Below are 23761 nucleotides of genomic sequence, written 5' to 3' on the forward strand. Positions count from 1 at the left end.
ACTCAACCGCCTTCGTTCACCCGGGTGTTGATACGTGCGATCTCGGTGACCCACTCCTGCCGTTCACCGTGGGTCAGGTCGAGGATCTCGTCGCGCTGCCAGTGGAAGTGGTAGGCGATGTACGCGATCTCCTCCCTCAGCCGGGGGAGCGCGTACGTCACGATTCCCCCAGGCGCCCACCGGACAGGTCGACCTCGAAGCCGCCTTCGCAATGCGGGCAGGTGACCGCCGCGCGGGTGTGGCCCTCGCTGTTGACGCGCCGGTAGAAGTCCTGCAGGAACGCCACGTCGGTCGCGTACATCCGCTCCACGACCCCGGCGTGCACGTCGGTGATGGTGCCGAGCCGGGTGATCACCTGGCTGAGCAGCACCACGCTGAGGTACGCCGGGTTCTCCTTGACCCGCAGGTCGATCTGCGGGCGCAGCTCGTCGCGGGCGGTGGCCAGCCGCATCGACCCGTGCCGGTGCACGGTGCCCGCCTCGTCCACGTATCCACGCGGCAGCTCGAACTCGAACTCCGTGCGCAGCCCGTGGTCCTGCCGCGCCGCCGCCGGAGCGGCGGCGGCCGGGGGTGGCGCCGGCTGCTCTGGGGCCGTGGCGGGCGCCGTCACCTGGAGGATCTCCTCCAGGCTGCCCGCCGTCACCGTACGCCGCCTCATTCGACGACGATCTCCTCGAACACGATGGTCACGGACTCGGTGGCCGCGGCGGACTCGCCGGCCTTGAGGGAGGGGCCCTCCCACTTGGAGGCCCACCCGTTCATCAGCTGGATGCGGCGGACGGTCTCGCCCGTGGAGTCCTTGATCTCGATGGTGAGGTTCTGCCGTGCGGTGTCGACGGCCCCGTTGTTCAGGGTCTCCTTGATCCACTTGGTGAACTCGCTGCTCTTGTCGAGTCCCCGGGTGATCGTGACCTCGCCGGCCTGGCGGGCGCCGGGCTGCTTGCGGATGATCTGCTTGCCGTCCTTGCTGACCTGACGGACCTCGACCACCTCCTCCTCGACGGTCATGCCGCTGATCTCCTGGACCGATTCGACCAGGTAGCCACCGAGCTGTACGCCGAAGATATGGGTGGAAAGAGCATCGCCCTCTGCCATGACTGTCTGTCACCTCTCCTTGCTGGAAACGAATGTGATGAGCGCGCCGGTCACTCGTCGACGAGGCTGGTGCTGTCGGAGAACTGGGCCAGCCGGAACACCACGAACTCGGCGGGCTTGACGGGCGACACGCCGATCTCACAGATCACCCGGCCCAGGTCGATCGACTCCTGCGGGTTGTTGTCCCGGTCGCACTTGACGTAGAACGCCTCCGCCGCCGTACGCCCGAACAGCGCGCCGCCCCGCCACTCCTCGGTGAGGAACGCGGTCACGTTGCGCCGGATGCTCGACCAGAGCCGGTCGTCGTTGGGCTCGAAGACCACCCACTGGGTGCCCAGGAGGATCGACTCCTCCAGGTAGTTGAAGAGGCGGCGCACGTTCAGGTAGCGCCAGGCCGGGTCGGAGGACAGGGTGCGGGCGCCCCAGATCCGGATGCCCCGGCCGGGGAAGGCCCGTACGCAGTTCACCCCGATGGGGTTCAGCAGGTCCTGCTCGCCCTTGCTCAGGCGCAGTTCCAGGTCCACGGCACCGCGGATCACCTCGTTGGCGGGGGCCTTGTGGACACCGCGCTCGGCGTCGCTGCGCGCCCACACGCCCGCGATGTGACCGCTCGGCGGGACGGTCGCGTTGCGCCCGGCGGCCGGGTCGAAGACGCGGATCCACGGGTAGTACAGGGCGGCGTAGCGGGAGTCGTAGCCCGCCTCGTCGTTGCGCCAGCTGCGGACCTGCTGCGCGGAGAGCCCGGGCGGGCTGTCGAGGACGGCCACCCGGTCGCCCATCTGCTCGCAGTGCGAGATCACCGCGAGCTGCACCGTCCGCACGCCCTCGGAGTCGATGTCGCCGCGCTCGTAGGCGCTCATCAGGTCGGGCACCGCGACCATGGTGATCTCGTCGATGGTCTCCAGGCCGGCGAAGCCGGTACGGGCCCCCGCGTCACCGACGTACTCGGCCGGGTCGAGCCGGGCCACGTCGCCGCCCTGGCCGGCCGGAGCGGGCGCTGCGGCCGCGGCGTCCGGGACGGCAACGGTCTGGCCGGCGGGCCGGGTCTGGGCCGCGCCGCGCTGCTCGGTGACCTCGATCAGCTTCGAGGCGCGGGCCACGGAGACGAGGTAGCCCTTGACGTTCTTGCGGGCGGACGCCTCGTAGGTCTCGGCGACCTGGTCGCCCTGCCGGACGACGATCTTGAAGCGGTCCTCGGGCGGGTTCTCGCCGTCCGCGTCGGCGATCTCCACGGACACGCCGGTGACGCCCGGCCGGGCCGCGACCAAGAAGCCGCCGAGCTCGACCGGGTCCACGGGGCGGGGCTGGGGGCGTCCGCCGGTGGCGGCCGGTGCGGAGGCCCCCGCACCGGACCCGCCGATGCGGACGACGTACGCGGCGCCGCCGCCGTTGGCGAAGTACCCGTACACGGAGTGGGGCAGGTAGGCGCCCTCGGTGAAGCCGCCGAAGTGCTGGGTGTACTGGTCCCAGCTGGTGACCAGCGTCGGCTCGTGGAAGGGCCCGCTCTGGGCGAAGCCGACGAACGCGGCGACGGCGGTGCCGACCCCTTCGATGGGGCGGGCACCGGACTGCACCTCCTCCACGTACACGCCGGGGGTGAGGTACGTCGCCATTGCTCGCTCCTTCGTATTACGGCCAGTGCATCAGGTCCGTCCACAGCCTTTCCGGTGGAGATCACCGACGGGAGGTGCGTTCGGACCTGGCCGGGGGCAGGTGCGCTGCCCTCCCGGTCGCCCCCGCCGGACCGTCCAGGCAGCGCAGCCGTCCCGTCCGGCTCACACGTGGGCGACCTGGTCCGCGTACGGCCCGAACTCGCCGGCCAGGACCAGCCGGCCGAGCTTGCGGTACTCCTGGGCGACGGCCGTCACCACCTGCCCCATGGTCAGCGGTTCCCCCGAAGCGGCCGCGAAGTAGGCGGCGGTCACCGCGCAGGCCCGGATCGAGCCTCCGGCCAGTTCGAACCGGTCCGCGCAGAAGGCGAGATCGAGGTCACCGGCCCTGGGCACCGGGCTGCCCAGGCAGCGCTCCCACAGGGCCAGGCGCTGGGTGGCGTCGGGTACCGGGAAGTCAGCGACCACGTCCAGGCGGCGGGTGAACGCCTCGTCGAGGTTGGCCCGCAGGTTGGTGGTCAGGATGGCGATACCGTCGAAGGACTCCATCCGCTGCAGCAGGTAGGCCGACTCCATGTTGGCGTGCTTGTCGTGGGCGCCCTTCACCTCTGAGCGCTTGCCGAAGATCGCGTCGGCCTCGTCGAACAGCAGCACCGCGTTGACGGCCGACGCCTCGGTGAAGATCCGCTCTAGGTTCTTCTCGGTCTCGCCGACGTATTTGTCGACGACCGTCGACAGGTCCACCACGTACAGGTCCATGCCCAGGTCGGCCGCCACGACTTCGGCCGACATGGTCTTTCCGGTACCGGAGGAGCCCGCGAACAGCGCGATCACCCCGCGTCCGCGCCCGCCGCCGGGCCGCATGCCCCACTGGCCGAGCACCTGGTCGCGGTGGCGGGCGCGCATCGCGAGGTCCCGTAGCCGGCGGTGGGTGGGGGCGGGCAGCACCAGGTCGTCCCAGCCCACCGCGGGCTCCACCCGGCGGGCGAGGCGGGCGAGGCCCGCGCCGTTCTGGGCGCGTACGGCGGTGCGCAGGTCGGCGGCGGAGAGCGGGCGGCCGTCGAGCGCGGCCGTACGCGTCGCGGCGCCGGCGGCGCGGCGCAGCTGCCCCGCGTCGAGGCGGTGCGCGGCCACGGACCGGGCGAGCGCGTCGGCCCCGGCGTCGGCCCCGGCGTCGGCCCCGGCCGGTCCGCCCTCCTCGGCGTGCTCCGCGGCGGCCCGCTCCAGCGCGTGCCGCCAGCGCGCGGCCTGCCGTTCGGGGGTGGGGGCCGCCACCGTCAGGGTGACGGGGGTGTCGGCGGCCCAGGCGGGTTCCCAGCCGCTCGTGCCGTAGGTGAACAGGGGGATGTCCCGCAGCACCGTGCACAGGGTGCGCAGGACGCGGGCCCGCTCGTCGGGCTTGTCGGACAGTTCCTCGACCGGTCCGAGCAGCACGCCGCCGCCCAGCAGCCGGGCCTCGCGGGCCACGGCCCCCACGAGGCCGGGCACGGTGCGGGTGTCGTGCGCCAGCGCCGCCGCGGCCAGGCCCAGGGGGCGCAGCCCGCGTGCGCGGAGCGCGGCGGCGGCCAGGCCCTCGGCGTCGCCGCCGCGGGTCCGCAGGTGGACGTGGCCGGTGCCGCTGCCGGCCGCGGCGGAGGCCCGGTGCAGCTCGGCCGGGTCGACGGCGGGGTCGTCGGCGGGGTCGCCGAGCACGTCGGCCAGTCGGGGGTCGGGCGAGGCGCTGCCGAGCAGGTGGGCGGTGACCCGGTCGGGAACGACCAGTACCCGGGACAGGGGCGGCCGTTCGGGCTCGGTGACCTCCAGCAGGCCGCCCGCGACCAGCGGCGCGGTCGGGGCGAGCCGGAACCGCGCCGCCGCCGTCCCGGTGCGGCCGCACAGTTCCAGGGCCAGTCCGACGGTCGGCCGACGGCGCGTCAGGTCGTCGTTGAGGAAGCCGTAGAGCCGCTCGAAGCGGGCGTCCAGGTCCGGCGCGAGGGCGATCAGGAGTAGGTCCACGTCCAGCGGCGCCAGCGCGAAGCGCCTGGCCAGGACGTCGAGCGGGGATCCGAGCGGCGGACCGTCCGGGTCGAGCGGGGGCAGGGCGGCCTGATACCCCGGGTCCAGGATCCGGGCGACCACCTCAGGGGTGAGGTACTGGCCCCGGTACGGGTCGTCCGGATCGGGATCGACGGCGCGGCGCAGCGCGACGGCCTGCCGTACCCGCTCCTCGACGAGCCGCAGCCGCGTCCACAGGTACGGGACCGGGTGGGCCGCAGCCCGGACGGTGTGCGTCACGGTTGCCGTTCCCCCCGTCGGCGGCGGGCCGGAGCCTGCGCCCGTTCCCGGGAGCCGCCGAAGCCCTCCGGGCCCGGCTCGGCCACCTCCACGTAGCGCAGTCGGCGCAGGGCCTCCGGGGTGTCCCGCTCGTCCGGTCCGGGCCGGCCGGTGCGCTGCCCGGAGCGTACGGCGAGCCCCTCGGTCACCGGCGGGGCGACGGCCGTGGTCGCCCCGGCCAGCGGCGCCCGTACGCGCAGTCCCAGCGACGGCTTCAGTTCCCCGCCCAGCGCCGACCACACGTCGGAGGCGGCGGGCGCGTCGAGCCCGGTGCCGCCGCCGTCCATGCCCACGATCAGACCGAGTTCGGCGAGCGAGCCGGTGAGCAGGCGCGGGGGCAGCGAGTCGGTCGACACGAGGCAGGCCAGCACCTGGGAGAGCAGCCGGTGTTCGTCCTGCGGCCGGCTCGCCCATGCGGTGACCAGGTACGTCAGCTCGAACCACCGCGCCGGGGCACGGCGCGCGGCGAGGAACCCGTCCGCGTCGTACACCTCGCCCCCGCCGCTGGCGCGACGGGTGTGGTCCTCGCGCACGTCGTACAGGAACACGCAGACCGTGGGGGCGCTGCGGCGCGCCGCCCAGTCCCGCGTCGGCGCGTCGAACACCACCTCGACGCCCGACGCCTCCAGGCCGGACTCCGCCAACAGTCGGCGGAGCCCTTCGTCGACCTCGTGGATCACCGGCGGACCGTCTCGTTGGGCGGCTGGATGGTGCCGCTGACGACCAGGAAGCCGGTCTGCACCGGGGAGAAGCCGGGGCCGCTCGCGGTGATGGTGCGGGGGCCGGTCTGGTCCTTGGCGAGGATCAGCAGCTGGCCGATGAACCGGCCGTCCCGCCCGGGCCGGGTCGGCGCAGCCGCGGCCGTGATGCCCGGCTGCCACGTGAACCGCACCGGCGCGCCGGGCGGGAAGTCCTCGCCCCGCACCGAGGTGACGAAGCCGGGCTTGCCGATCGGCGGCACCGCGACGATGCGGGGCTGGAGGATGCGCAGCTGCTGCCGGGCATTGTTGTCGCCGGGGTCGGCGTCGGTGCCGGTCGTGGTGAGGGCGCCGGTCAGCAGGCCGGTGAGCGCCTTGTCGGGACTGAGGACGACCTGGATGACGGTCCGGGCGCCCGGGGCCAGGTCCGGCAGCGCGCACGTCCAGGCCTGGTCGCAGCCGGGCGGCGGCCCGCCGTGGGGGACGCCCTCGGGGAGGCCGATGCGCAGCCGCAGGCCGGTGGCGAGGGCGTTGCGGCCGTTGCGGATGGTGTACGTGACCACGACGCGGCCCCCCACGTAGCCGGGGTTCGGCTGCGCCGTGAGGCTCAGCCCGGGCCCGGCCGGCGGCGCGGGCGGCGCGGGCGTGGTGGTCGGCGGGTCCGGGGTCGGCGGCTGCGAGGTGGTCGGCGGGGTGGGTGTGTGGGTTGGCGGCGGCGATGTCGGGGGTTCGGGCGCCGTGCGCACCGGCACCACGGTCCGGCCGGCATTGTCCGTGGGGCGGGGGTCGAGCACCGTACCGGTGACGGACCAGTCCACGGGCTGGTCGCCGGGGGTGACGCCGGTGAAGGTGGCGGTCACCGGGACGGTGGCGCCGGGAGGCACCACGCCCAGGGCGCAGGTCAGCGCCGCCGCGTCACAGGTGGCGCCGGGCGCGGTGAGCCCGGTCACGGTGAGGCCGACCGGCGGCGCGACGGTCAGCCGGGTGCCCGGTGAGGCCGCCGGGCCGTGGTTGACGACGTCGACCCGGACGCCGGCGGAGTCGCCGACGGTGAGCGGCGCGGCCTTGTCGGGCGCCTGGACGGCGAGGTCCACCGACTGCTGCACACCGGGTTCTTTCTGCCGGCCCGGCAGGCCGCTGACGAGCAGCCGGTGCGCGCCGGAGGCCACGTCCACCAGCTTCAGCTTCTCCGGGCTGTTGGCCGCCCGGGATCCGCGGGCGCTGAGCACCAGACTCTTGCCGTCGGCCGTCCAGGCGGCGTCGCGGGGCTGGAACGGGCCGCCGGCCGGGGTGTCCGGCAGGTCCCGGCCGCAGGCCCCGGGTACGTCGCGGGCGGCGGCGGGCAGCAGGACCCGGCAGGAGCGGCCCGTCGCGGAGGCCAGCAGGATGCCTCCGCTTTCGTCGAGGCGGCCGCCGCCCTTCTTGCGGTTGAAGGCGAGGGTGATGCCGTCCGGGGAGAACGCAGGGCTGTCGTCGATGACCTCGCAGGCACCGGGGCAGATACCGGCGCTCAGGTCGCGCTGCCGGTCGAGGTGGTCCACCGGAACGGTCCAGACGTGCTTGTTGCCGCCACCGCCGTTGATCACGTGGTTACGGGTGAAGGCCAAGGTCGTGCCGTCGGAGGACCAGGTGGGCTGGGCGTCACCGGACCAGGCCAGGCCCTCCGGCGAGCGGACTTCGCCGCGCAGCGCCCCGGTCGCGGCGTCCGCGATCAGGATCCGCCCCCGGCCCGAGGCTCCGCCGACCCCGCCCGGCGAGGTCCGGGTGAAGGCCAGCAGCCTGCCGTCGGGGGAGAACGTCGGGTCGGTGTCCCAGTCCTTGGGGCCGCGGCCCGCGAGCGGCAGGGGCGCCGCGTTGGCGCCGTCGGCGTCGGCCGTCCAGATCCGCTCGATGCGGCCGTCCGGCGTGTCCTCGAAGCGGGTCAGCACGATCCGCCGGCCGTCGGGCGTGTAGTTCTGCCGCTCGGTCCACGGGTCGGACCCGGCGGCGGGCTGGAACAGCGGGTCCTTGGCCGGGTCCGTGTTCGTGTCGGCGGCCGGGTCCTCCTTGAGGATGGGCAGGCCCAGGTCGCGGGGGTCGGAGCCGTCCATCCGGGCGTCCTGCAGGGTCACCACGTGCGGCCCGGCCGCCGAGGTGCGCTCGACCACCGTTCCGCCGCCGTTCAGCGGACCGAGCCAGGTCGGCGAGCCGACCTCGCGGTCCTCGCTGAGTACCACGTCGGGGGTCTTGTCCGAGTGCGCGGGCACCCGGAACACGTGGTCCCAGTCGCCCTCGCAGGTACAGGTCCGGTCTGGGCTGAGGAAGAGCAGCCCGTCGCCGTCGGGCAGCCAGGCTGCCCCGTGGGTACGCCAGCCCGCCTGAGCACCCGACAGCAGCGGCCCGCCGCCGCGCCCGTCGGTCCACCAAAGGCGCGGACCGTTCGGCCCGGTGGCGGTGTACGCGATCACCTCCCGGTTCTCCGCGTCGTCCACCGGGTTCCACACCGGCTCGGTGGCCGTGCCGTTGCCCGGGTCGGAGACGCGGGTGGCCGGGCCGCCCCGCAGGGCGCGTATGTACACCTGCCGTCCGGCGGTCCGGTCGTCGTCGGAGGAGTACGCCAGCCGTGCGCCGTCCGGCGAGACCGTCGGGTGCTCCTCGTTCGCGGGGGTGTCGGTCAGCCGGGTGAGCCCGGTGCCGTCGGTCTGCACCCGCCAAAGGTCGCGTTGGACGCCGCGGCCAGGCCTGGCCGGCCCGGCCGCGTCGAAGACGACCGACCGGCCGTCCGGGGTCAGCCGCGGGTTCGCCGCGTCCAGGCCGCTGGTCAGACGGCGTACCGAGCCGTCCGCGGACCGCAGGTAGACCTGCGGGGCCGGCTCGTCCCGGCGGCTCGCGAAGACCAGTCGGTCGCCCAGCGCGGCGGGCTGGACGTCCTGGTGGGCCGGGCCCTCCCCGAACAGCGGGGGGCTGTCCTTGCCGGTCGCCCCCACCCGGCCCAGGCTCCGGTGGCGGGTACCGGCGTACACGACCCGGTTGTCGCCGGCGTCGGCCGCGACGGTCCGCGCCGTCGCGCCGCCCGGGCCGGCCGCCGCCGTCACCGCGAGCAGGGGGACCAGCAGGAGCAGCGGAGCGCCGGCCCTCCCCCAGCGGTGTCGCCGACTGCCGGAGTCACCCGTGCCCATCACGGTCCACCTCACAGTCCGGTACAGCTCTACGTATGACCCCGCCACTCTGCCGACCGGCAGGGCCGGCCGGCAGGGCCGCGGGGCCGGACCCGGGGGAAGTACCGGCTGCGCTTTCGGGCAGCCGGTGGGCGGCCGCCGGGCCGTACGGTCAGATCAGCCCGTTGCGCAGGGCGTACCCGACCGCGTGCGTACGGTTGCGCAGGTGCAGCCGCGTGATGATCTCGTGCAGCACGTTCTTGACGGTCCGTTCGGAGTACGAGGTCTTGCGCGCGATCTCCGCGGTGTCCAGCCCCTCCGACACCAGGCGCAGCATGTCCGCCTCGCGTGCGGTCAGGGTGGACAGGGACACCGCGCGCGGGTCGAGCGAGGACCGCTGCAGGACGCCGACGTGGTCGAGGAGCTTCGCGAGCAGGTCACCGGGCAGCACGCCCTCGCCGTTCGCTATCGCCAGGACCAGCCGCAGCAGCCGGTCCTGGTCGGCCTCGGTGCGTCGCAGCACCGCGGTGACCCCGCATTCGATGGCCCGCTGTAAGGCGTCGCCCGATTCGAACGTGCCGACCACGAGCCCGGTGCGGGTCTCGCCGTTGTGCCGCAGCCGGTACAGCAGCGCGGCCGTCTCGTCGTCCACGCTGTCCACGGCCACGAGCGACACCTGGGCGCGGTGCGCGCCGGCGTCGTCGACGAACTCGATCTCGGGACGTTGGCGCAGCTGGTGGACTATCCCGACGTGCAGGACCGGATCCGACGCGTACACGGCGACGGTGACCCGCCGGCCGGGGCCGGCGGGAGGCGTTCCGGGTGGATTCCCGGCCGGGACCGGCGCCTGGGGCGCGGTGGTGCCGAACGCGGGGGCGGGTCGGTTGTGGTCAACGCAGGTCATGTGTCGTACCTGTTCTGTGATGCGTCAATGGGAATGCGTCGGGGCCGGCTTTCGCGGGTGAACGCCAACCGATGTGGCTGAGAGAGGAGTTGGGGGGAGACCGCAGGGGCATCGGAGCTGCCCGGGGAGTTGCCCTCGCGACCGTGGAGGCGGCCGGACCGGCGCCGTAGCGTCGCCGTGTGACATCCCCAGCAGCCTCTCCCAGCCCTGGCGCGCCCGGCCTCGACATCCCGCCGGTGTCGGTGATGCCGGGAGGCACCGCCTCCACCAGCCTGACCGTTCGCAACGACAGCGACATCGTCGAGGCGTACCGCCTGGAAGTCGTCGGCGACTGCGCTGCCTGGACCACGGTGGAGCCCGACCGCGTCTCCCTCTATCCCGGCACCTCGGAGACGGTGACGATCCGTCTGGCGCCGCCGCGCTCGCCGCAGGTGCGGGCCGGCGAGGTTCCGCTCGCCGTGCGCCTGCTGCCCACCGAGCACCCCGAAGCCGTACGGGTCCCCGAGACCACCGTCCACATCGGGGAGTTCCGGGAACTGCGCGCCGAGAGCGCTCCCAGACGCCGCCGCGGATGGCTGCGCGGACGCTATCGGCTGGCCGTGCGCAACGAGGGCAACAGCCCCGTGAAGGTAGGCTTCACCCCCGCGCAGCCCGGCGAGGAGCTGAAGTTCGACGTCCGCCCCACCGGGCTGGAGCTGGAGCCGGGCGAGTCCTCGCAGGTGCGGCTGCGCGTCCGCACCGGCCGGCCGGTGTGGTTCGGATCCCCGGTGACCTGGCCCTTCACCGTGGACGTCGCCGAAACCGCCGCCGCAGAGGCCGACGGGGCGCGCCCGGAGCCGGACGTCGTCCGCGCTCCGCTGGACGTGGAGTTCGTCCAGATCCCGATCTTCCCGAAGTGGCTGCTCGCGGTCCTGGCCGCGCTGCTCGCGCTGCTGCTCGCCTGGTTCATGCTGGTCCGGCCTGCCGTGCGCAGCACCGCCAAGGAAGCCGCCGACGAGGTGGCCCAGAAGCGGCCGGTGCCCGGGGCGGACGTGAACGGGCAGAATCCCGCGACAGGCGGCGCCCGGCAGCCGGGCGGCGGGGGCAAGAGCCCCCAGCCCGGGGCGGGAGCGGGCGGCACGGGCACCGGAACGGGGAGCGGTACGGGTACGGGTACGGGTACCGGCGGGGGCGGCGGGCAGCAGGGTTCCGCCACCATCGACCTGCAGACCGGCGGCGGCGAGACCAAGACCGGCACCTACACCGTGCCCAAGGGCAAGACCTTCGGGATCACGGACATCGTCGTCGCCAACTTCCAGGGCGACGAGGGCGTGGTGACCATCAACTTCGGCGAACGCAAGGTCACGACGATCGCGCTGGAGACGTTCCGCAACCAGGACTATCACTGGGTCACCCCCATCAGGATCACCGAGAACGAGACGGTGACGGTCCAGGTGACGTGCGCGAAGCCGGGCACCCCGGCTACCGGCCGTCAGGCGCAGGAATGCCATGAAGTCCTCAACGTGAGCGGTGTGCTGAGCGACCTCAGGTGAATCAAGCAGTACGGATATCGTCTGTCAGGTTTCACCCGGAGCAAAAGGGAGCATTCGCTTCCCCGTCCGAAAACAGCTTCCCGGGCCGGCGGTGAGACCTCCCCGTTACCCGCCGTACGCTTCCCTGACGCCACGGTCCGAACAGCCCTCGCCGCCCTCCGGACCGCCCTCGGGAGAGGGTCGAAGATGACTTGATCTTGGCCCTCTCCCGCCCGCGACCGGTCAGCTCGCGGGGACCGCGAGCTGCTGCCCGGACGCCGTGACCACGCGGGCGTTGCTGAGGTCGACCGTGTTCGGCAGCATCACCTGCGGTCGCAGGAGGTCCTTGAGCAGGTAACGCATCAGCTCGTCCCCGGACATCGCCTTGAGCCGGGCCGCGAGCTGCGGGTTCACCTCCCCGATGCGCTGGATCTCCACGATCCCCCGCTCCGCCAGCCCCGGCACGATGTCCCGGCCCATCAGGGTGTTGGACCGCAGCCGCTCGGGACGGACCTGCTCCTGCTGACCGGACCCGTAGGTCATGGTGCTGTGCGGGTCCGCCAGCGCCTGGGTCATGGCGAACATGACCTGGCTCCGGCGCTCCGCGTCCTGCTCCGCCCCCATCGCCTCCATCATCTTCTCCATGTCCGGCAGTTCAGCCTTCCCCGCCCCGACGTCGAAGTTCCGCACCGGCAGGGAGAACTCGTCCGAGAAGGTGTCCAGTCGGGTGCCCAGCCGGCTCTGCGTCTGCGCCGGGTCCCCGGGCTTCGCCCGCACGGTGGGGTACTCGCGCTGCGCGAAGTCGCTCAGCATCAGCCAGCCCTGGCTCATCAGGGGGGACCGGGTGAGGGGGATCTCGATCCGGGCCGGCTCGTCATCGGCGTCGCCGGTGAACCTCGTCTCCCGGAACGGGCTGCCCGGTACCTCCAGGAAGAAGAAGACGAAGCCCTCGTTGGCCAGGACGTGCCTGTCGTAGGCCTCCGAGGTGTTCGGCGCGTCGGGATCCGCCTTGAGCAGTTCGGTCTTGGACTTCATCTGCCCCTGGCCGAGCATCGTCGCGGCCCGTGACGTGCCCGTGTAGTGGCACAGCACGCTCTGCTGGAGCGCGGTCGTCAGCTTGTTCCTGACGTCGCCCACCCAGTTCCGCTCGCCCCCTCCTCCGGCGATCTCCTTGGCCATTCCGGCCCGGTTGAGCTCCGACAGCTCGCGGAAGTAGCTGGCCCCGTGCATCTGGAACGCGGCCGCGCTGTCGGCCCACTGCTGCTGCTGCCACAGCATGCCGTTCTCGGTCATCGCGGTGAACGGAGCCCGAGCCGCGTCGGGCAACGCGTCGTCGCGGCTGAGCTGGTCGTTAACCAGCTGCAGTTCGTCCTTGACCGAACGGAGCGCGGCATCCAGCCAGGGCTTGACGGCTTCGGGGGCGTCGTCCCGCTCCGGGGCGAAGGCCATCTGCAGATTCGTCAGCGCCATCATGCAGTGCATGGGGTCCCGGTTGGGATCGTTGTCGTACGCCGTGATGGCCGCCCGCGCCCGCGCCACCAGGTCGTTCTGGGGCTCCGGCTGCTTGCGGGTCATCGACTTGAACCGGCCCAGCAGCCCTCCGCCGCTCGCCGGATCGGCCGGAAGCGAGGGGCCGAGCTCATCGAACCCCTTGCGCTGGACGACCGCCGACGCGCCCGGCCCGTGCGTGTGCGCGTGTGCGCCGTGCGTCTCGCAGGCGTCCCGCTGTACGGGGGCGGGGCCGTTCATCACCCGCCTCGCATTGGCCTCGGCCGCCCGCTCGAACCGGTCGCCGGGGTCACTGACCCGCAGCCCGTCGCCGGTGTCCGTCCCGGTGACGGGCCCTTGCCGCTGCTGGATGACGTGGGTCAGCTCGTGCGCGAGGGTGTGCTTGTCCCCGCCCCCGGCCCCGATGACGACGTCGCTGCCGGAAGTGTAGGCCCGCGCCCCGATCTCGGCGGCGGACCGCTGGGCCGTCGGCCCGCTGTGCACCCGTACGTCGGAGAAATCGGCGCCGAGCCGGCTCTCCATCTCTTCCCGCAGGGGCCCGTCGAGCGGGCGCCCGGCCGAGCGGAGCACCTGATGCGCGGTAGCCCGCTGCACCGCCGCGGCATCCCGCCCGGACGCGAGCATGCGCGTCACCGCCGCGTTGCCGACGGTCCGCTGGAGTGCCATCGGCGCCCCGGGCGCGGGCGCTTCAACGGCCCGCTCCTCCGCCGGGGACACCTGCCGGACCCGGCCGGAGCCGTCCTTGGCGGCGTCGCCTGCTGCCTTGTCTCGGGCGGGGATGCGCATGGGCTGCCTCTCGGATATGGCGGTGGGACGCTTCCTGCTTACTCCCGAACCCCCCACACCGCCATGCCCCTTCGTGCACACCAAAGGGAACCCGCCCTGCTCGCGCCGCACCCCGCCCGACGGCCGCCCGGTACCGGGCACTCGGCGCGGATACAACCGGACGGGCAGGATCCGCACACTGTTGCCGATGCGGCCGCCCAGGCGCTCTGCGGGCGGCTATCCGGCAATTTCGATCTTGCCGTGGGATGAGCTCGGTCCGGACCCGGCCGGCCCCATCCGCCCGGCCGGCTCCAGCACGTTGAGCGCCTCCTCGTAGGAGTGCGCCACGCCACCGGCGCCGGGGTGCGAGCGGCCTATGGCCACCTTGCCACCGCCGGTGGCCGCGCACGCCTGCTTCGCGAAGTACGCCAGAACCTCCGGCTGGCCACCGGGCGCGAATCACCGGCCGTCCTTCGTGGTCAGCAATCGGACACTCCGCGCCCGCAGCTGATCGCCGTCTCGTGACAGCGAAACGGTGGAGAACATGCCTTCTGTCACTGGTTGCGGGGGGAGAGAAGCAAGCTGGACAAGAGCGCCTGGGTCGCGGCCGCCAGGAGTCCGTAGGCGAGGAAGACCACCCACCGACTCTTCGTGTGCTCTTCGACGCGGGGCACAGCCGCCGTCGCGGCTGCACGTACGTTCTCATTCCTGCTTTCGGGCAGTGCGTGACGACCGAGCGACTCGCCGCGCCTCCGGGTGCTGCGTCGGATCATGACCGTGGCGACTCCACCTACACCTACGGCGGCAGCTCCGCGTGACCGTCGCTGAGCGGTCGTCAACTGCGGCATTTGTTGTCCTCGTCGGTCGACGGTGGTGCTCCACTGTCGCGATCCGGACCGTCCTTGGGTACGACACACTGCACCCTGGTTTGCCCGACCCTGTGCACTCGGCACTACCGGCGCGGGCCCTGTCACCGGCGCGTGCTCGGAGGTGGGCCGCCGGGCAACCGCCCCGGCCATAGCGTGGGTAGAGCACCGCGGGCAGTGAGCCGGGCTCCGGGCCTTGGCTGGCAGTGGCATGGCCGTTCGCAGGTCCAGGCCTGGCCCCTACCGCCGTTGCGGTCGGCAGCGGCCTGACCTCCGTCGTTCCCCCGTGACAGCCGGCGCATCCCGTCGCACCATCAGACCACCGTGGGCAACGACGGCCCCACGGTGGTGGGGAACGGCTTCGGTCCCCCCGGCACACTCCTGGGTGGCCTCATCGTGGGGTTGGCGGGTCTCGTGAACGGCGGAATGGGTGGGAACTGACGGCTCCTGAGGCCCAGGACGGCTCCTCCCCGCGAGCAGGACGAGAAGCACCTGCTCGTGTGGGACGACGAGGCCGGTGCCCTGTCGTTCGAAAGGTTGAGGCCTCGACGAACTTGCGGTAGGCCGCGCCCAGCTCGACCACCTCCACCGAGGCGTGCACCAACGGGCGGGGTCCGAGACAGCGGGGGTAGCCTCGAAAGAGACAGGCAGCACGGGAGATGGTGACGATGAAGCTGCGGTCGCGGTACCTCGTTGTCGGCGCATTGGCAATTACCATGCTGGCACCGTGGGCGCCGAACGCGTACGCGGCGCCCGACGCGTTTCCGGGCCGGAACGGAAAGATCGTCTTCGTGAGCGACCGCGACGGCAATGACGAAATCTACGCCATGAACGCGGGGAGAACGCGGGAGGATGTCGCATCGCTGAGGCGACTTACCAACAACTCGTTCCCCGACCGGGACCCCGTCTTCTCATCCGATGGAAGCAAGATCGCTTTTGCCAGCCTCCGCGACGACAACTGGGACATCTACACCATGAATGCCGATGGTACGGATGAAACGCGGATCACCGAAGAAGCGTCGGGCGAGTTCCAGCCCACCTTCGCCCCGGGGTTTTCCCGGCCGCGGCAGACCATCGCCTTCACGAGCACCCGTGACGTGTCCGCCAGGCAGCCGTTCAATTACGAGATCTACCGCGTCGACCCCGAAAGTGCCCGGCTCGCCACGCAGCTCACTTTCGATCCGGAACTTGACACGGAACCCGCATGGTCTCCGACTGACTGCAAAATCGCCTTCTCCAGCAAACGGGCGGGCGGAAACCGCGATATCTACATCATGGGATGCAGCGGCCTGGATATGCGTCGGCTAACCACCGACTCAGCGAGTGACGCGTGGCCCGCTTTTTCTCCCGACGGCAAGAAGATTGCCTTTCAGAGCAATCGGAGCGGGAACACCGACATCTACGTGATGAACGTCGACGGCTCCGGGCAGGAAAGAGTCACTACCGACGTCTCGGAGGAGTGGCAGCCGGCCTTCTCACCGGACGGCGCCTGGATCGCCTACAGCTCGTGGAACCGACTCGGAAACGCCGATATCTACACCAAGAAGTTGGACGGAACGGCGGAGCAGCGGATCACAAGCGGGCCCCGCGAGATGGTCCACAACGCGCAGCCCGACTGGCAGCCGCTGCCCTGAGGGTCGCTGTTGCGCGCCACCTGCGCGCTCACCTGACCCCACGATCTGTTCCGCGTCTGGGAACGAAAGCCGACGACATGGGCGCCGAATCGGCCAGTGATCCGCGGCCGAGGACGGGGACGGGCAATGGGGGCGGGGCGGTTTGGCGGGGTGCGCTCAGCTGGTCGGCTACTGGTGGCACGGGTACGGCGGCGAATGCGGCGTCCTGCCGGGCTTGGAGCCCTTTCTTGCGGCCCGGGGTGGTGGAGGGCAGGCGCTGCTTGCCGTACAGGAGGTGGGTGACCTCCTGGGCGTGCTTGCTGGCGGGGGCGTGGAACTGGACTTCGAAGAGCTGCCCGGAACGTGGGGTGCGCCGGCCGGTGTTGAGGCCCATGTAGCCGCTGGTCCGGCCCCAGGCGTCGGACCACTTCGTTCTGTCGTTGCCTCAGGCGGACAGGAGTGCGGAGGCGGTGGTCGCGCCGTCGGTGTAAGCGCCGTCCGGCCACTGGAGGGCGTAACGGACGATGTCGCCCGGTTTGGCCAGGATTGTGTCCACGTGCCGCTACGGGGGCGCGCCATCTGCCCCTCTCACCCCGACGATTCGGGAGCGAGGGGCGGTCACGGTGACCATCCCCGTGGGGGACAGGGGGCGGGTGCGTAGACCACGGTGGTCGTCGGGTAGTCCTCGGCACAGCCCGAGGAGGGCCTGGCGCTCGCTCTCGTCGACCGCCAGGTACCCACGCAGATTCGTGGCGACCCAGGTCGCAACGTACGTGCAGTGATACGAGCCGTGAGAGGGAAGCCACTCGGCCGGGTCCTTGTCAGCCTTGCTGCGGTTGGACTCGGCCGAGACCGCGAACAGCGTGTCCGGGGATCCCTGGTCGTTCGCCTACGCCTCCCGCCGCGCCGCTGACCAAGGGGTCTGCTCAGAGTCGTAGACCTCCGCCAACGGCACGAAATGATCGACATCCAACCGGGCGCTTCCGTCACCACCGCGTCCTCGTACGCGCTGCACCACGCTCGCCGGGGGCCGGCTGCCTGGGGTCTTCCCGCGCCCACAGTTCCCGCTCGTACGCGCGACGTGACCGAGATTGCCGGGTGCCTGCGGCGAGGAAAAGGTCTACTTCGTACGGTTGGCCAGTGCTGTGCGCATGCCACTAGCGGGTGTGGGCGCTTCGGGGCGAAGCGGTGCTCGGTCCGGCACCCGGTGTCCCGAGCACTCACACAGGCTTCGAGCGGGTTCGCCCCGTTGCGTGTTGTGTGTGAGGAGGGCGTAGGTCCCCGTCAGCACGAGCAAGTCTCTGGGCTGGGATTGCAGGCCGGTGACGGTGAGGCATCCACCGGCCGCCGTCAGGTGTCGACGCAGCACGAGCAGCACTTTGAGACCGCTGGAATCCATGAAGGCGACTCCCGACAGGTCCAATTGCAGCAGCCGGCCGGTGACGGCAACCGCGGCCGCAACCTGCGAGGCTTCCTTGAGTTCGGGATGGGTCTTGACGTCCATGTCGCCGACGACAGTGATCACGCTGTGGGCATCGTGGAGGTTGCGCCGCTTCACTGCGGTGGATTCGTTCATGGTCCACCCCTCGATCGGGGTCGAGCCTCGCGCCCCCGGGCGGGGAGGGCATCAAGCACGCGGCGTAGGGCCGCGTGCAGCCAAGCAAGACAACCCGTACCGCGCCCCGGTCATGTCATGACCCCAAGGGCGGCGCGGGGCCTCCTACCAGACCAGGCTGGTTGTCTGTGCAGCGTTGCACATACCAGGCACTTCCTGCCAGCCTGCCCTCACGAGGCAGCAAGAGCACCGGCTGCCTCGGTATCTCCGCTCGCCTCCCGACGTGAAGGGCGCCGCACGTCGGGCAGCCCAGGCGCGGTCTGCCGCATTTCCCCCGAGCGGACGCCCCACTCGACCGGATCTTGGAAGACCGTGAAGGCGTGAAAGGAATTGATCCGCTGGTCGATAGCGATGCCGATGCGAGGCGGTTTCCGCCGGGGACCGGGGCAACCGTCGGAGCGTTGACACGCCTCCCATTGGCCAGGCGCGGTGTCAGCCGGCCCCTCCGGCAAGCGTCGTCGGTCGCCGCGCCGCCGATGCGGCGTCGATCGGCCCCTGGCCTGCCCACGGACGGGAGGGGAGGGGCGTTCCCGGCGATGCCTGGGCCGTCACCCGTGCCGCCCGAACAGGTCTGCGGGGTGAGGGCCGAAGAAGACGGCGGACCATGACAAGTCGGCGATGGCAGATGAGGGATCCGGCCGTGTCGGGTGGCGCCCAACTCGTCGCAACCACGACCTACGCGACCGGGACCGTCGGCACACGTCACGGTCCGCCTATGCCTTGGCCGGCTCCATGGAAAACCTCAGCGCCGTCTAGACGGTGGCCCTGCCGAGGTGCGGTCGACAGGGCAGTCGGGCGGACCCTTGACGCCCAGGCCGCGCTGTCGGTGCTCGTCGTCACCGTTGCGGATATTGAGTGGACGGTTTGAGGTGACGGCCCGGCTTCATGCGTAGTACCGGGCCGCCCGGCGGGCAAGGAGGGTGACTGGTCCGGGTGCAGGATTCGCTAGGGGCGGCGAAGCCGGCACCTCCGCGCCGACGCGCAGTTACTCGTTGAGCTCCAGGCCGGTGCCATCCCTCGGCCGCTGAGCGAGCTCGGCCGAGGGTCCGTTCATGGAACCTTCCCGAGCAGGGGAGGAGTGCCCAGGATTCCACGCTTGCGCAGCCGTTCCAGTTCGTCCGGGCTTGCGGGGCTGTGCAGGGGTGGCGGTGATGTTGGCCTAGGTTGCGCGGACACGCCAGTCAGTGGGGCCTACCGGCGGATGCTGAACCGGGCAATCAGGCGAGGACCTTGCACCAGAAGCCGTTCACTTCCACGGCGTCCTCGTAGCCGTACGCGCCAACAAGGTTCCCCCCGGCCGGCGCCAAGGCCGGGATCGGCTTGCCCCATCCGTCTGTCTTGCGGTACCTGACCTGGAAGCTGAGCATGGGGTAGTCCGCCAGGAACTTCCTGATGATCGGCCGGCAGGAATGGCAAGGGCCCTTATCGGAGTAGAGCGAGATGCTGCCTCCGGTGATCTGGGCCATGATGGCCGGTAAGTACTGGCCATTGTTCTGGCATCCCAGACGTGCGTAGATCGCGTTGGCCAGGAGATTGATGGTCTGCTTCTCAGGGTCTTTTTCGTGCATGTACTGGTCTTTGAGGGGCCCGTTGCCCCCCTCCGGCTTTCCCTCGTAGTGGCTGTAGCCGACCACCGCGCTGCCCGACACGCTCTCGAAGCTGCCTTCGAGGTCAGGGCCTGCGGTGAATGAGATCTTGTACGTCAGCTTTGCGCTGTTGTCGGAGTTGACCGCCGTCGTCATACCTGCTCCATTCGTCGGTGAGATGGCGACGCGGTGCACCGTGGCACACACCGATAAACAGCGGATCAACATGCAGGCCAGCATATGTCACGTGCCGGGTTGTCCGGTCTCGGCGAACCTGGCGGGACTTCGGTGCAGTGGGCGAACCGGACGCCACTCATCGCTCTCATGTTTGAGAGATGGCGGCCAGAGCCGGCCCCGGGCCGAGGCCGGGGCATGCCTACGCCAGAGCGTTCTTCTCCTGAGCCGGGTGATCGCGAACAGCGACCACAGCTAGAAACAATGGGCCAGGGCGGTGAGAGGCGACGTAGCCGTGGGCGCTGCCGGGGCGGGGGCAAGGGCGGTCAGCGGGAGGGCCGACTTCAGTTCGCGCAGGGTGACCAACGGGTGACCACGGCCAGAAGGAGCAACAGGACGGCGACCTCCGCCAGCTTCCAGCCGGAGTCGAACCCAGCCTTCGGCAGAGCGAAGCTGGTGGCCAGGGAGAGGGCCGCGCAGACCGTGGTCGGGCGGGCGAGGCAGCCGAGCCGCTGACGAACTGCGGCACGGGGGCGGGCAACGCGGTGCCGACCCGGCCAAGGCCGAAGAGGCGCACCTCGGCGAGACACTCGTTGCGGGGCTGCGCGACGCGATACTGGGACTCGGCCGCACACCCTCCGACACACCCCCGGACATCCTTGCGGTAGAACGTCGGGGCGCCTCGGCCGACTGCAACGACTGCGCCTGCTCCAGCGTCGCCCTCTGCCTGCCCCGCCTCATCTCCGCCGGTCACCAGTCCACCAGCAACGGCGACAACTTCACCATGCCGGCCCAGGCCTGCCTCCCGGCGACACGGATCCTCATCGAGCTCGACTGGCCGCCAACCCGGCGGGATGGCCGCCGACGGCGCCTGAGAGTTCGCCTCTGCCGCCGGGGCGCCCCTGACGGTTGCGGAGGCGCCCCGCCAGCAGGCCGTCCTCGCCCGCAAGACCGGCAGGCACGACCAACGCAGCCCGCTCGCGGGCCGGCACTTCGAGTGTTTCGCCGAGGATCCGCTGCTCACCGGCCGGACCGGTGCAGCCCTCATCCGGGGCGTCCAGTCGCGGGGTGTGGCGGCGACAGCGAAGCACTACGTCGCCAACGACTCCGAGACCGAGCGGCTGACCCTCGACGTGCAGGTCGCTGAACAGGCCCTGCGGGAGCTGTATCTCGCGCCCTTCGAGGCTGCCGTCCGCGCGGGCGTCTGGGTGGTGATGTCGGCGTACAACAAGGTCAACGGGACGTCGATGAGCGAAAGTCCCCTCCTCGCCGATCCGCTGAAGGGCGAGTGGGGCTTCGACGGGGTGGTCGTCAGCGACTGGGGCGCCGGCCGCTCCACCGTCGCCACCGCCCTCGCCGCCCAGGACCTGTTGATGCCGGGCCCGGGCGGCCCTTGGGGCGAGGCGCTGCTGGACGCCGTGGAGCGTGGTCTGGTCCCGCCTGAGACCGTACGGGAGAAAGCCCGCCGCGTGCTGCGGCTGGCCGCCCGCGTCGGGGCCTTCACCGAACCCGGTGCGACGTCGGTGCCGTGCGAGCCGAGGATTCCACCCAACGACTCCCTCCACGCCGCCGAGGCAGGAGCACTCAGCTCGGCGCCCGGCCGTGCCGGGTCCCCACCCGAGGCCGGCCGCGGCGCGGCGCCCGGAGCTCCGCCTGCCGCCGGGGATCGTGGCGTCCGGCGGCTGCTGCGCGAGGCCGCCGCCGCGAGTTTCGTCCTGCTGGAGAACCGGGGGGCGCTGCCGCTGGACCCCGGAGCGCTGGCCTCGGTCGCCGTCATCGGTACGCACGCCCGGGACCCCCGCGCCCAGGGCGGCGGTAGCTCGGAAGTGTTCCCGCACGGGGTCGTCGCCCCGCTGGCGGGACTGCGGGCAGCCCTGCCCGCACATGTGCGCGTGGGCTACGAGCCGGGCCCGCCGCCGGAGGGCTCAGGGGGCCCGGGCCCGCTCGGCGCACGGTACGCCCGCGACCCGGAGACCAGGGCCCCGGGCGTACGGCTGCGCGTACTCGACGCCGCGGGGGCCGTGCTGTACTCCGCACACCAGCCGTCGGGCCGGGTCCTGGAGCCCGGACTGCCCCCGGGCGCCCGAACCGTCGAACTGGCCGCGGTCCTCCACCCGGACACGACCGGCCCCTGGACCCTCGGTCTCGGGGGCTTCGGCGCACTCAGCCTTGCCGTCGAGGGGACACCGCTGCTGGAAGGCGAGTTCCCGCCCGCCACGGACGACCCGGCCGTCATCCACGTACGGCCGCCGCAGCAGACCGCCCGCATCCACCTCACCGCCGACCGCCCCGTGGAGGTCCACGCCCGCCGCGAACTGGTCCCCGGCACCGGTCGGGCCACCGTCCTGACCGCCTCACCACCCGCCCCCGACGCCACCGCCGCCCTCGCAGCCGCGGTGGAGGCCGCCCGGGACGCAGACGTGGCCCTCGTCTGCGTCGGCACCACCGAAGGCGACGAGTGCGAGGGCAACGACCGCACGACCCTGCGACTTCCCGTACCCAGGACCGGTTGGTGCGCGAGGTCATCCGCGCCAACCCCCGCACGCTGGTCGTCGTCAACAGCGGTGGCCCCGTAGAGCTTCCGTGGCGCGCCGAGGCCGCCGCCGTCCTGCTGACCTGGTTCCCCGGCCAGGAAGCCGGCCACGCACTCGCCGACGTACTGCTCGGCCGCGCCGAACCGGGCGGCCGGCTCCCCACCACCTGGCCCGGAACCGTTGCCGACGCCCCCATCCGCGCCACCCGGCCCACGGACGGAGTCCTCCCGTACGAGGAGGGACTGCACATCGGCTACCGCGCCTGGCTGCGCGCGGGCACGAGCCCGGCGTACTGGTTCGGCCACGGTCTCGGCTACACGACCTGGCAGTACGAGCGCATCGGTCCGCCCGAACCTGCTCCGGACGGCGGTTGCGTGGTCCCCGTCATGCTCCGCAACACCGGCTCCCGGGCAGGCAGGGAGGTCGTCCAGCTCTACCTGGCGCGCCCCGGCTCGGCGGTCGACCGGCCGGTGCGCTGGCTCGCGGGCTGGGCGGCCGTCGAGGCCGAGCCGCAGGAGCGGGTGACGGCGCGTCCCCGCATCCCCGCCCGCGCCTTGCAGCACTGGTCCCCGGCGGCCCGTGCCTGGGAGCGTGAACCGGGCCGGTTCACCGTCCTCGCGGGACCCGACGCAGCCCGACTGCCCCTGCGGACCCACCTCGACGTCTCATAGCGAGACCCGGCCGCTACAGTGCCGCCATGGACACGGGGCGGCGTACGGGAGAGAGCACGGGCGTGGGGGCGAGCCCGACGCTGGAGGACGTGGCCCGCAGGGCCGGAGTGTCCCGGGCGACCGTGTCCCGTGTGGTCAACGGGGTGCGGAACGTCGACCCGGACATTGCGCAGGCGGTCCAGCAGGCCGTCACCGCGACCGGTTACGTGCCCAACCGGGCTGCCCGCTCCCTGGTCACCCGCCGCTCCGGCACCGTCGCCCTGGTCATCTCCGGCGCGGACTCGAGGTCCGCCGGCGCGCGGGACGAGTTCGCGGCCGGGGTGTTCCAGGACCCCTTCTTCGGGCGCGTGGTCAGCGGAGTCGTGCGGGCGCTGCGACCGAAGGGCATGCACCCGTTGCTCATGTTCGCCGACAACGCCGAGGACCGCGCCGAGGTGGTCGCGCACCTGACGCAGGGCAGCGCCGACGGGGCCCTGCTCGTGACCACCCGTCCCCGCGATCCGCTGCCCGGAGTGCTCGCGGCGGCCCGGCTGCCGGCGGTGCTGTTCGCGAGACCGCCGGCCGGGGTTCTGCTCGACCACGTGGATGTGCGGCACCGCGAAGGCGGGTCACTGGCGGCGCGGCACCTGCAGGCTCTAGGACGCGGCCGACTCGTTGCGATAGGGGGTCCGGCGGCCCTGCCGGCGAGTCGGGAACGGGTGGCGGGGTTCCGGGAGGCGGCGCGCGGCGGGGAGGTCCGGGTGGCCGAGGGGGACTTCACCCTCGACGGGGGCGAGCGGGCGATGCGGAGCCTGCTTGCCGAACAGCCCGCTCTCGACGGGGTGTTCGCCGCCAACGACCTGATGGCGCAGGGAGCCTGCCTGGTACTGCGCGAGCACGGCCGCCGGATTCCGGACGACGTGGCGGTGGTCGGCTTCGACGACTCCGGCGCGGCGGCGGCCTGCCGGCCGAGGCTGACGACCGTGAGGCAGCCGGTGGAGGACATGGCGGCCGAGATGGTCCGACTGCTCCTGCACCGTGTCGCGGGCGCGTCGGACACGGGGCCGGCGTCGGTGTTGTTCGCGCCCCACCTGGTAGTGCGCGACTCGGCGTGAACGCCCCGGGGCTGATACCTGGCCCCCGCCTGGAGCTGGTCCTGCGGCGGCCGCCCGGCGGTGCAA

The 23761-nt window shown here is 72.1% G+C and carries 13 protein-coding genes and 3 pseudogenes; 4 read left to right on the plus strand and 12 right to left on the minus strand.

Going from position 1 to position 23761, the window contains the following annotated elements:
- Positions 1-2 precede the first annotated feature (2 nt).
- The 8 genes from OG861_RS31805 to OG861_RS31840 all read right to left on the minus strand — a co-directional run bounded on the left by OG861_RS31805 (position 3) and on the right by OG861_RS31840 (position 9757).
- A complete protein-coding gene (locus OG861_RS31805; RefSeq protein WP_167739575.1) occupies positions 3-161 on the minus strand; it encodes a DUF6760 family protein in 159 nt (52 codons plus the stop codon).
- Entirely contained in the window at positions 158-658 is a 501-nt protein-coding gene (locus OG861_RS31810; RefSeq protein ID WP_190184832.1) for a zinc-ribbon domain-containing protein, read from the minus strand. The genes OG861_RS31805 and OG861_RS31810 overlap by 4 nt, the downstream gene beginning before the upstream one ends.
- Entirely contained in the window at positions 655-1095 is a 441-nt protein-coding gene (locus tag OG861_RS31815; RefSeq protein ID WP_190184833.1) for a phage tail protein, read from the minus strand. The genes OG861_RS31810 and OG861_RS31815 overlap by 4 nt, the downstream gene beginning before the upstream one ends.
- Before the next feature lie 50 nt (positions 1096-1145).
- Positions 1146-2708 (minus strand): phage tail sheath family protein, encoded by a 1563-nt coding sequence (locus tag OG861_RS31820; protein WP_329191586.1) that lies wholly within the window; start codon positions 2706-2708, stop codon positions 1146-1148.
- A 162-nt stretch (positions 2709-2870) separates the two neighbouring features.
- Positions 2871-4979 carry an AAA family ATPase gene (locus tag OG861_RS31825; protein ID WP_330261935.1) on the minus strand — a complete coding sequence of 703 codons (2109 nt, stop codon included), beginning with the start codon at positions 4977-4979 and terminating at the stop codon, positions 2871-2873.
- Positions 4976-5698 (minus strand): DUF4255 domain-containing protein, encoded by a 723-nt coding sequence (locus OG861_RS31830; protein WP_329191583.1) that lies wholly within the window; start codon positions 5696-5698, stop codon positions 4976-4978. The genes OG861_RS31825 and OG861_RS31830 overlap by 4 nt, the downstream gene beginning before the upstream one ends.
- A complete protein-coding gene (locus tag OG861_RS31835; protein WP_329191581.1) occupies positions 5695-8874 on the minus strand; it encodes a hypothetical protein in 3180 nt (1059 codons plus the stop codon). Before OG861_RS31835 ends, OG861_RS31830 begins: the two co-directional genes overlap by 4 nt.
- A 151-nt stretch (positions 8875-9025) precedes the next feature.
- Positions 9026-9757: a helix-turn-helix transcriptional regulator gene (locus OG861_RS31840; protein ID WP_329191579.1), complete on the minus strand. Its 732-nt coding sequence runs from the start codon at positions 9755-9757 to the stop codon at positions 9026-9028.
- A 179-nt stretch (positions 9758-9936) separates the two neighbouring features.
- Between OG861_RS31840 and OG861_RS31845 the strand changes: the two genes are divergently transcribed.
- On the plus strand, positions 9937-11289 hold the full coding sequence (locus OG861_RS31845) for a COG1470 family protein (protein WP_329191577.1): 1353 nt from the start codon (positions 9937-9939) through the stop codon (positions 11287-11289).
- 1710 nt (positions 11290-12999) lie between these two features.
- Here OG861_RS31845 and OG861_RS34385 read toward each other — a convergent pair.
- Together OG861_RS34385 and OG861_RS31855 are read right to left on the minus strand one after the other, a co-directional pair.
- Positions 13000-13563, minus strand: a pseudogene (locus tag OG861_RS34385) (eCIS core domain-containing protein); the annotation flags it as partial.
- A gap of 273 nt (positions 13564-13836) precedes the next feature.
- Positions 13837-14028, minus strand: a pseudogene (locus OG861_RS31855) (PucR family transcriptional regulator); the annotation flags it as partial.
- A 1039-nt stretch (positions 14029-15067) separates the two neighbouring features.
- On the opposite strand from OG861_RS31855, the gene OG861_RS31860 reads away from it, so the two are divergent.
- Positions 15068-16042 carry a TolB family protein gene (locus OG861_RS31860; protein WP_329191573.1) on the plus strand — a complete coding sequence of 325 codons (975 nt, stop codon included), beginning with the start codon at positions 15068-15070 and terminating at the stop codon, positions 16040-16042.
- A 1099-nt stretch (positions 16043-17141) separates the two neighbouring features.
- Here OG861_RS31860 and OG861_RS31870 read toward each other — a convergent pair.
- Positions 17142-17597: an STAS domain-containing protein gene (locus tag OG861_RS31870; protein ID WP_329191572.1), complete on the minus strand. Its 456-nt coding sequence runs from the start codon at positions 17595-17597 to the stop codon at positions 17142-17144.
- 1256 nt (positions 17598-18853) lie between these two features.
- A complete protein-coding gene (locus OG861_RS31875; protein ID WP_329191571.1) occupies positions 18854-19378 on the minus strand; it encodes a deaminase domain-containing protein in 525 nt (174 codons plus the stop codon).
- A 920-nt stretch (positions 19379-20298) separates the two neighbouring features.
- Here OG861_RS31875 and OG861_RS31880 point away from each other — a divergent pair.
- Together OG861_RS31880 and OG861_RS31885 are read left to right on the plus strand one after the other, a co-directional pair.
- Positions 20299-22601: pseudogene (locus tag OG861_RS31880) on the plus strand (glycoside hydrolase family 3 C-terminal domain-containing protein); the annotation flags it as partial.
- A 26-nt stretch (positions 22602-22627) separates the two neighbouring features.
- Positions 22628-23695, plus strand: coding sequence for a LacI family DNA-binding transcriptional regulator (locus tag OG861_RS31885; protein WP_329191570.1), 1068 nt, complete (start codon positions 22628-22630; stop codon positions 23693-23695).
- Positions 23696-23761 lie beyond the last annotated feature (66 nt).

Origin of the sequence: Streptomyces sp. NBC_00539, assembly GCF_036346105.1 — a bacterium.
Lineage (GTDB): Bacteria > Actinomycetota > Actinomycetes > Streptomycetales > Streptomycetaceae > Streptomyces.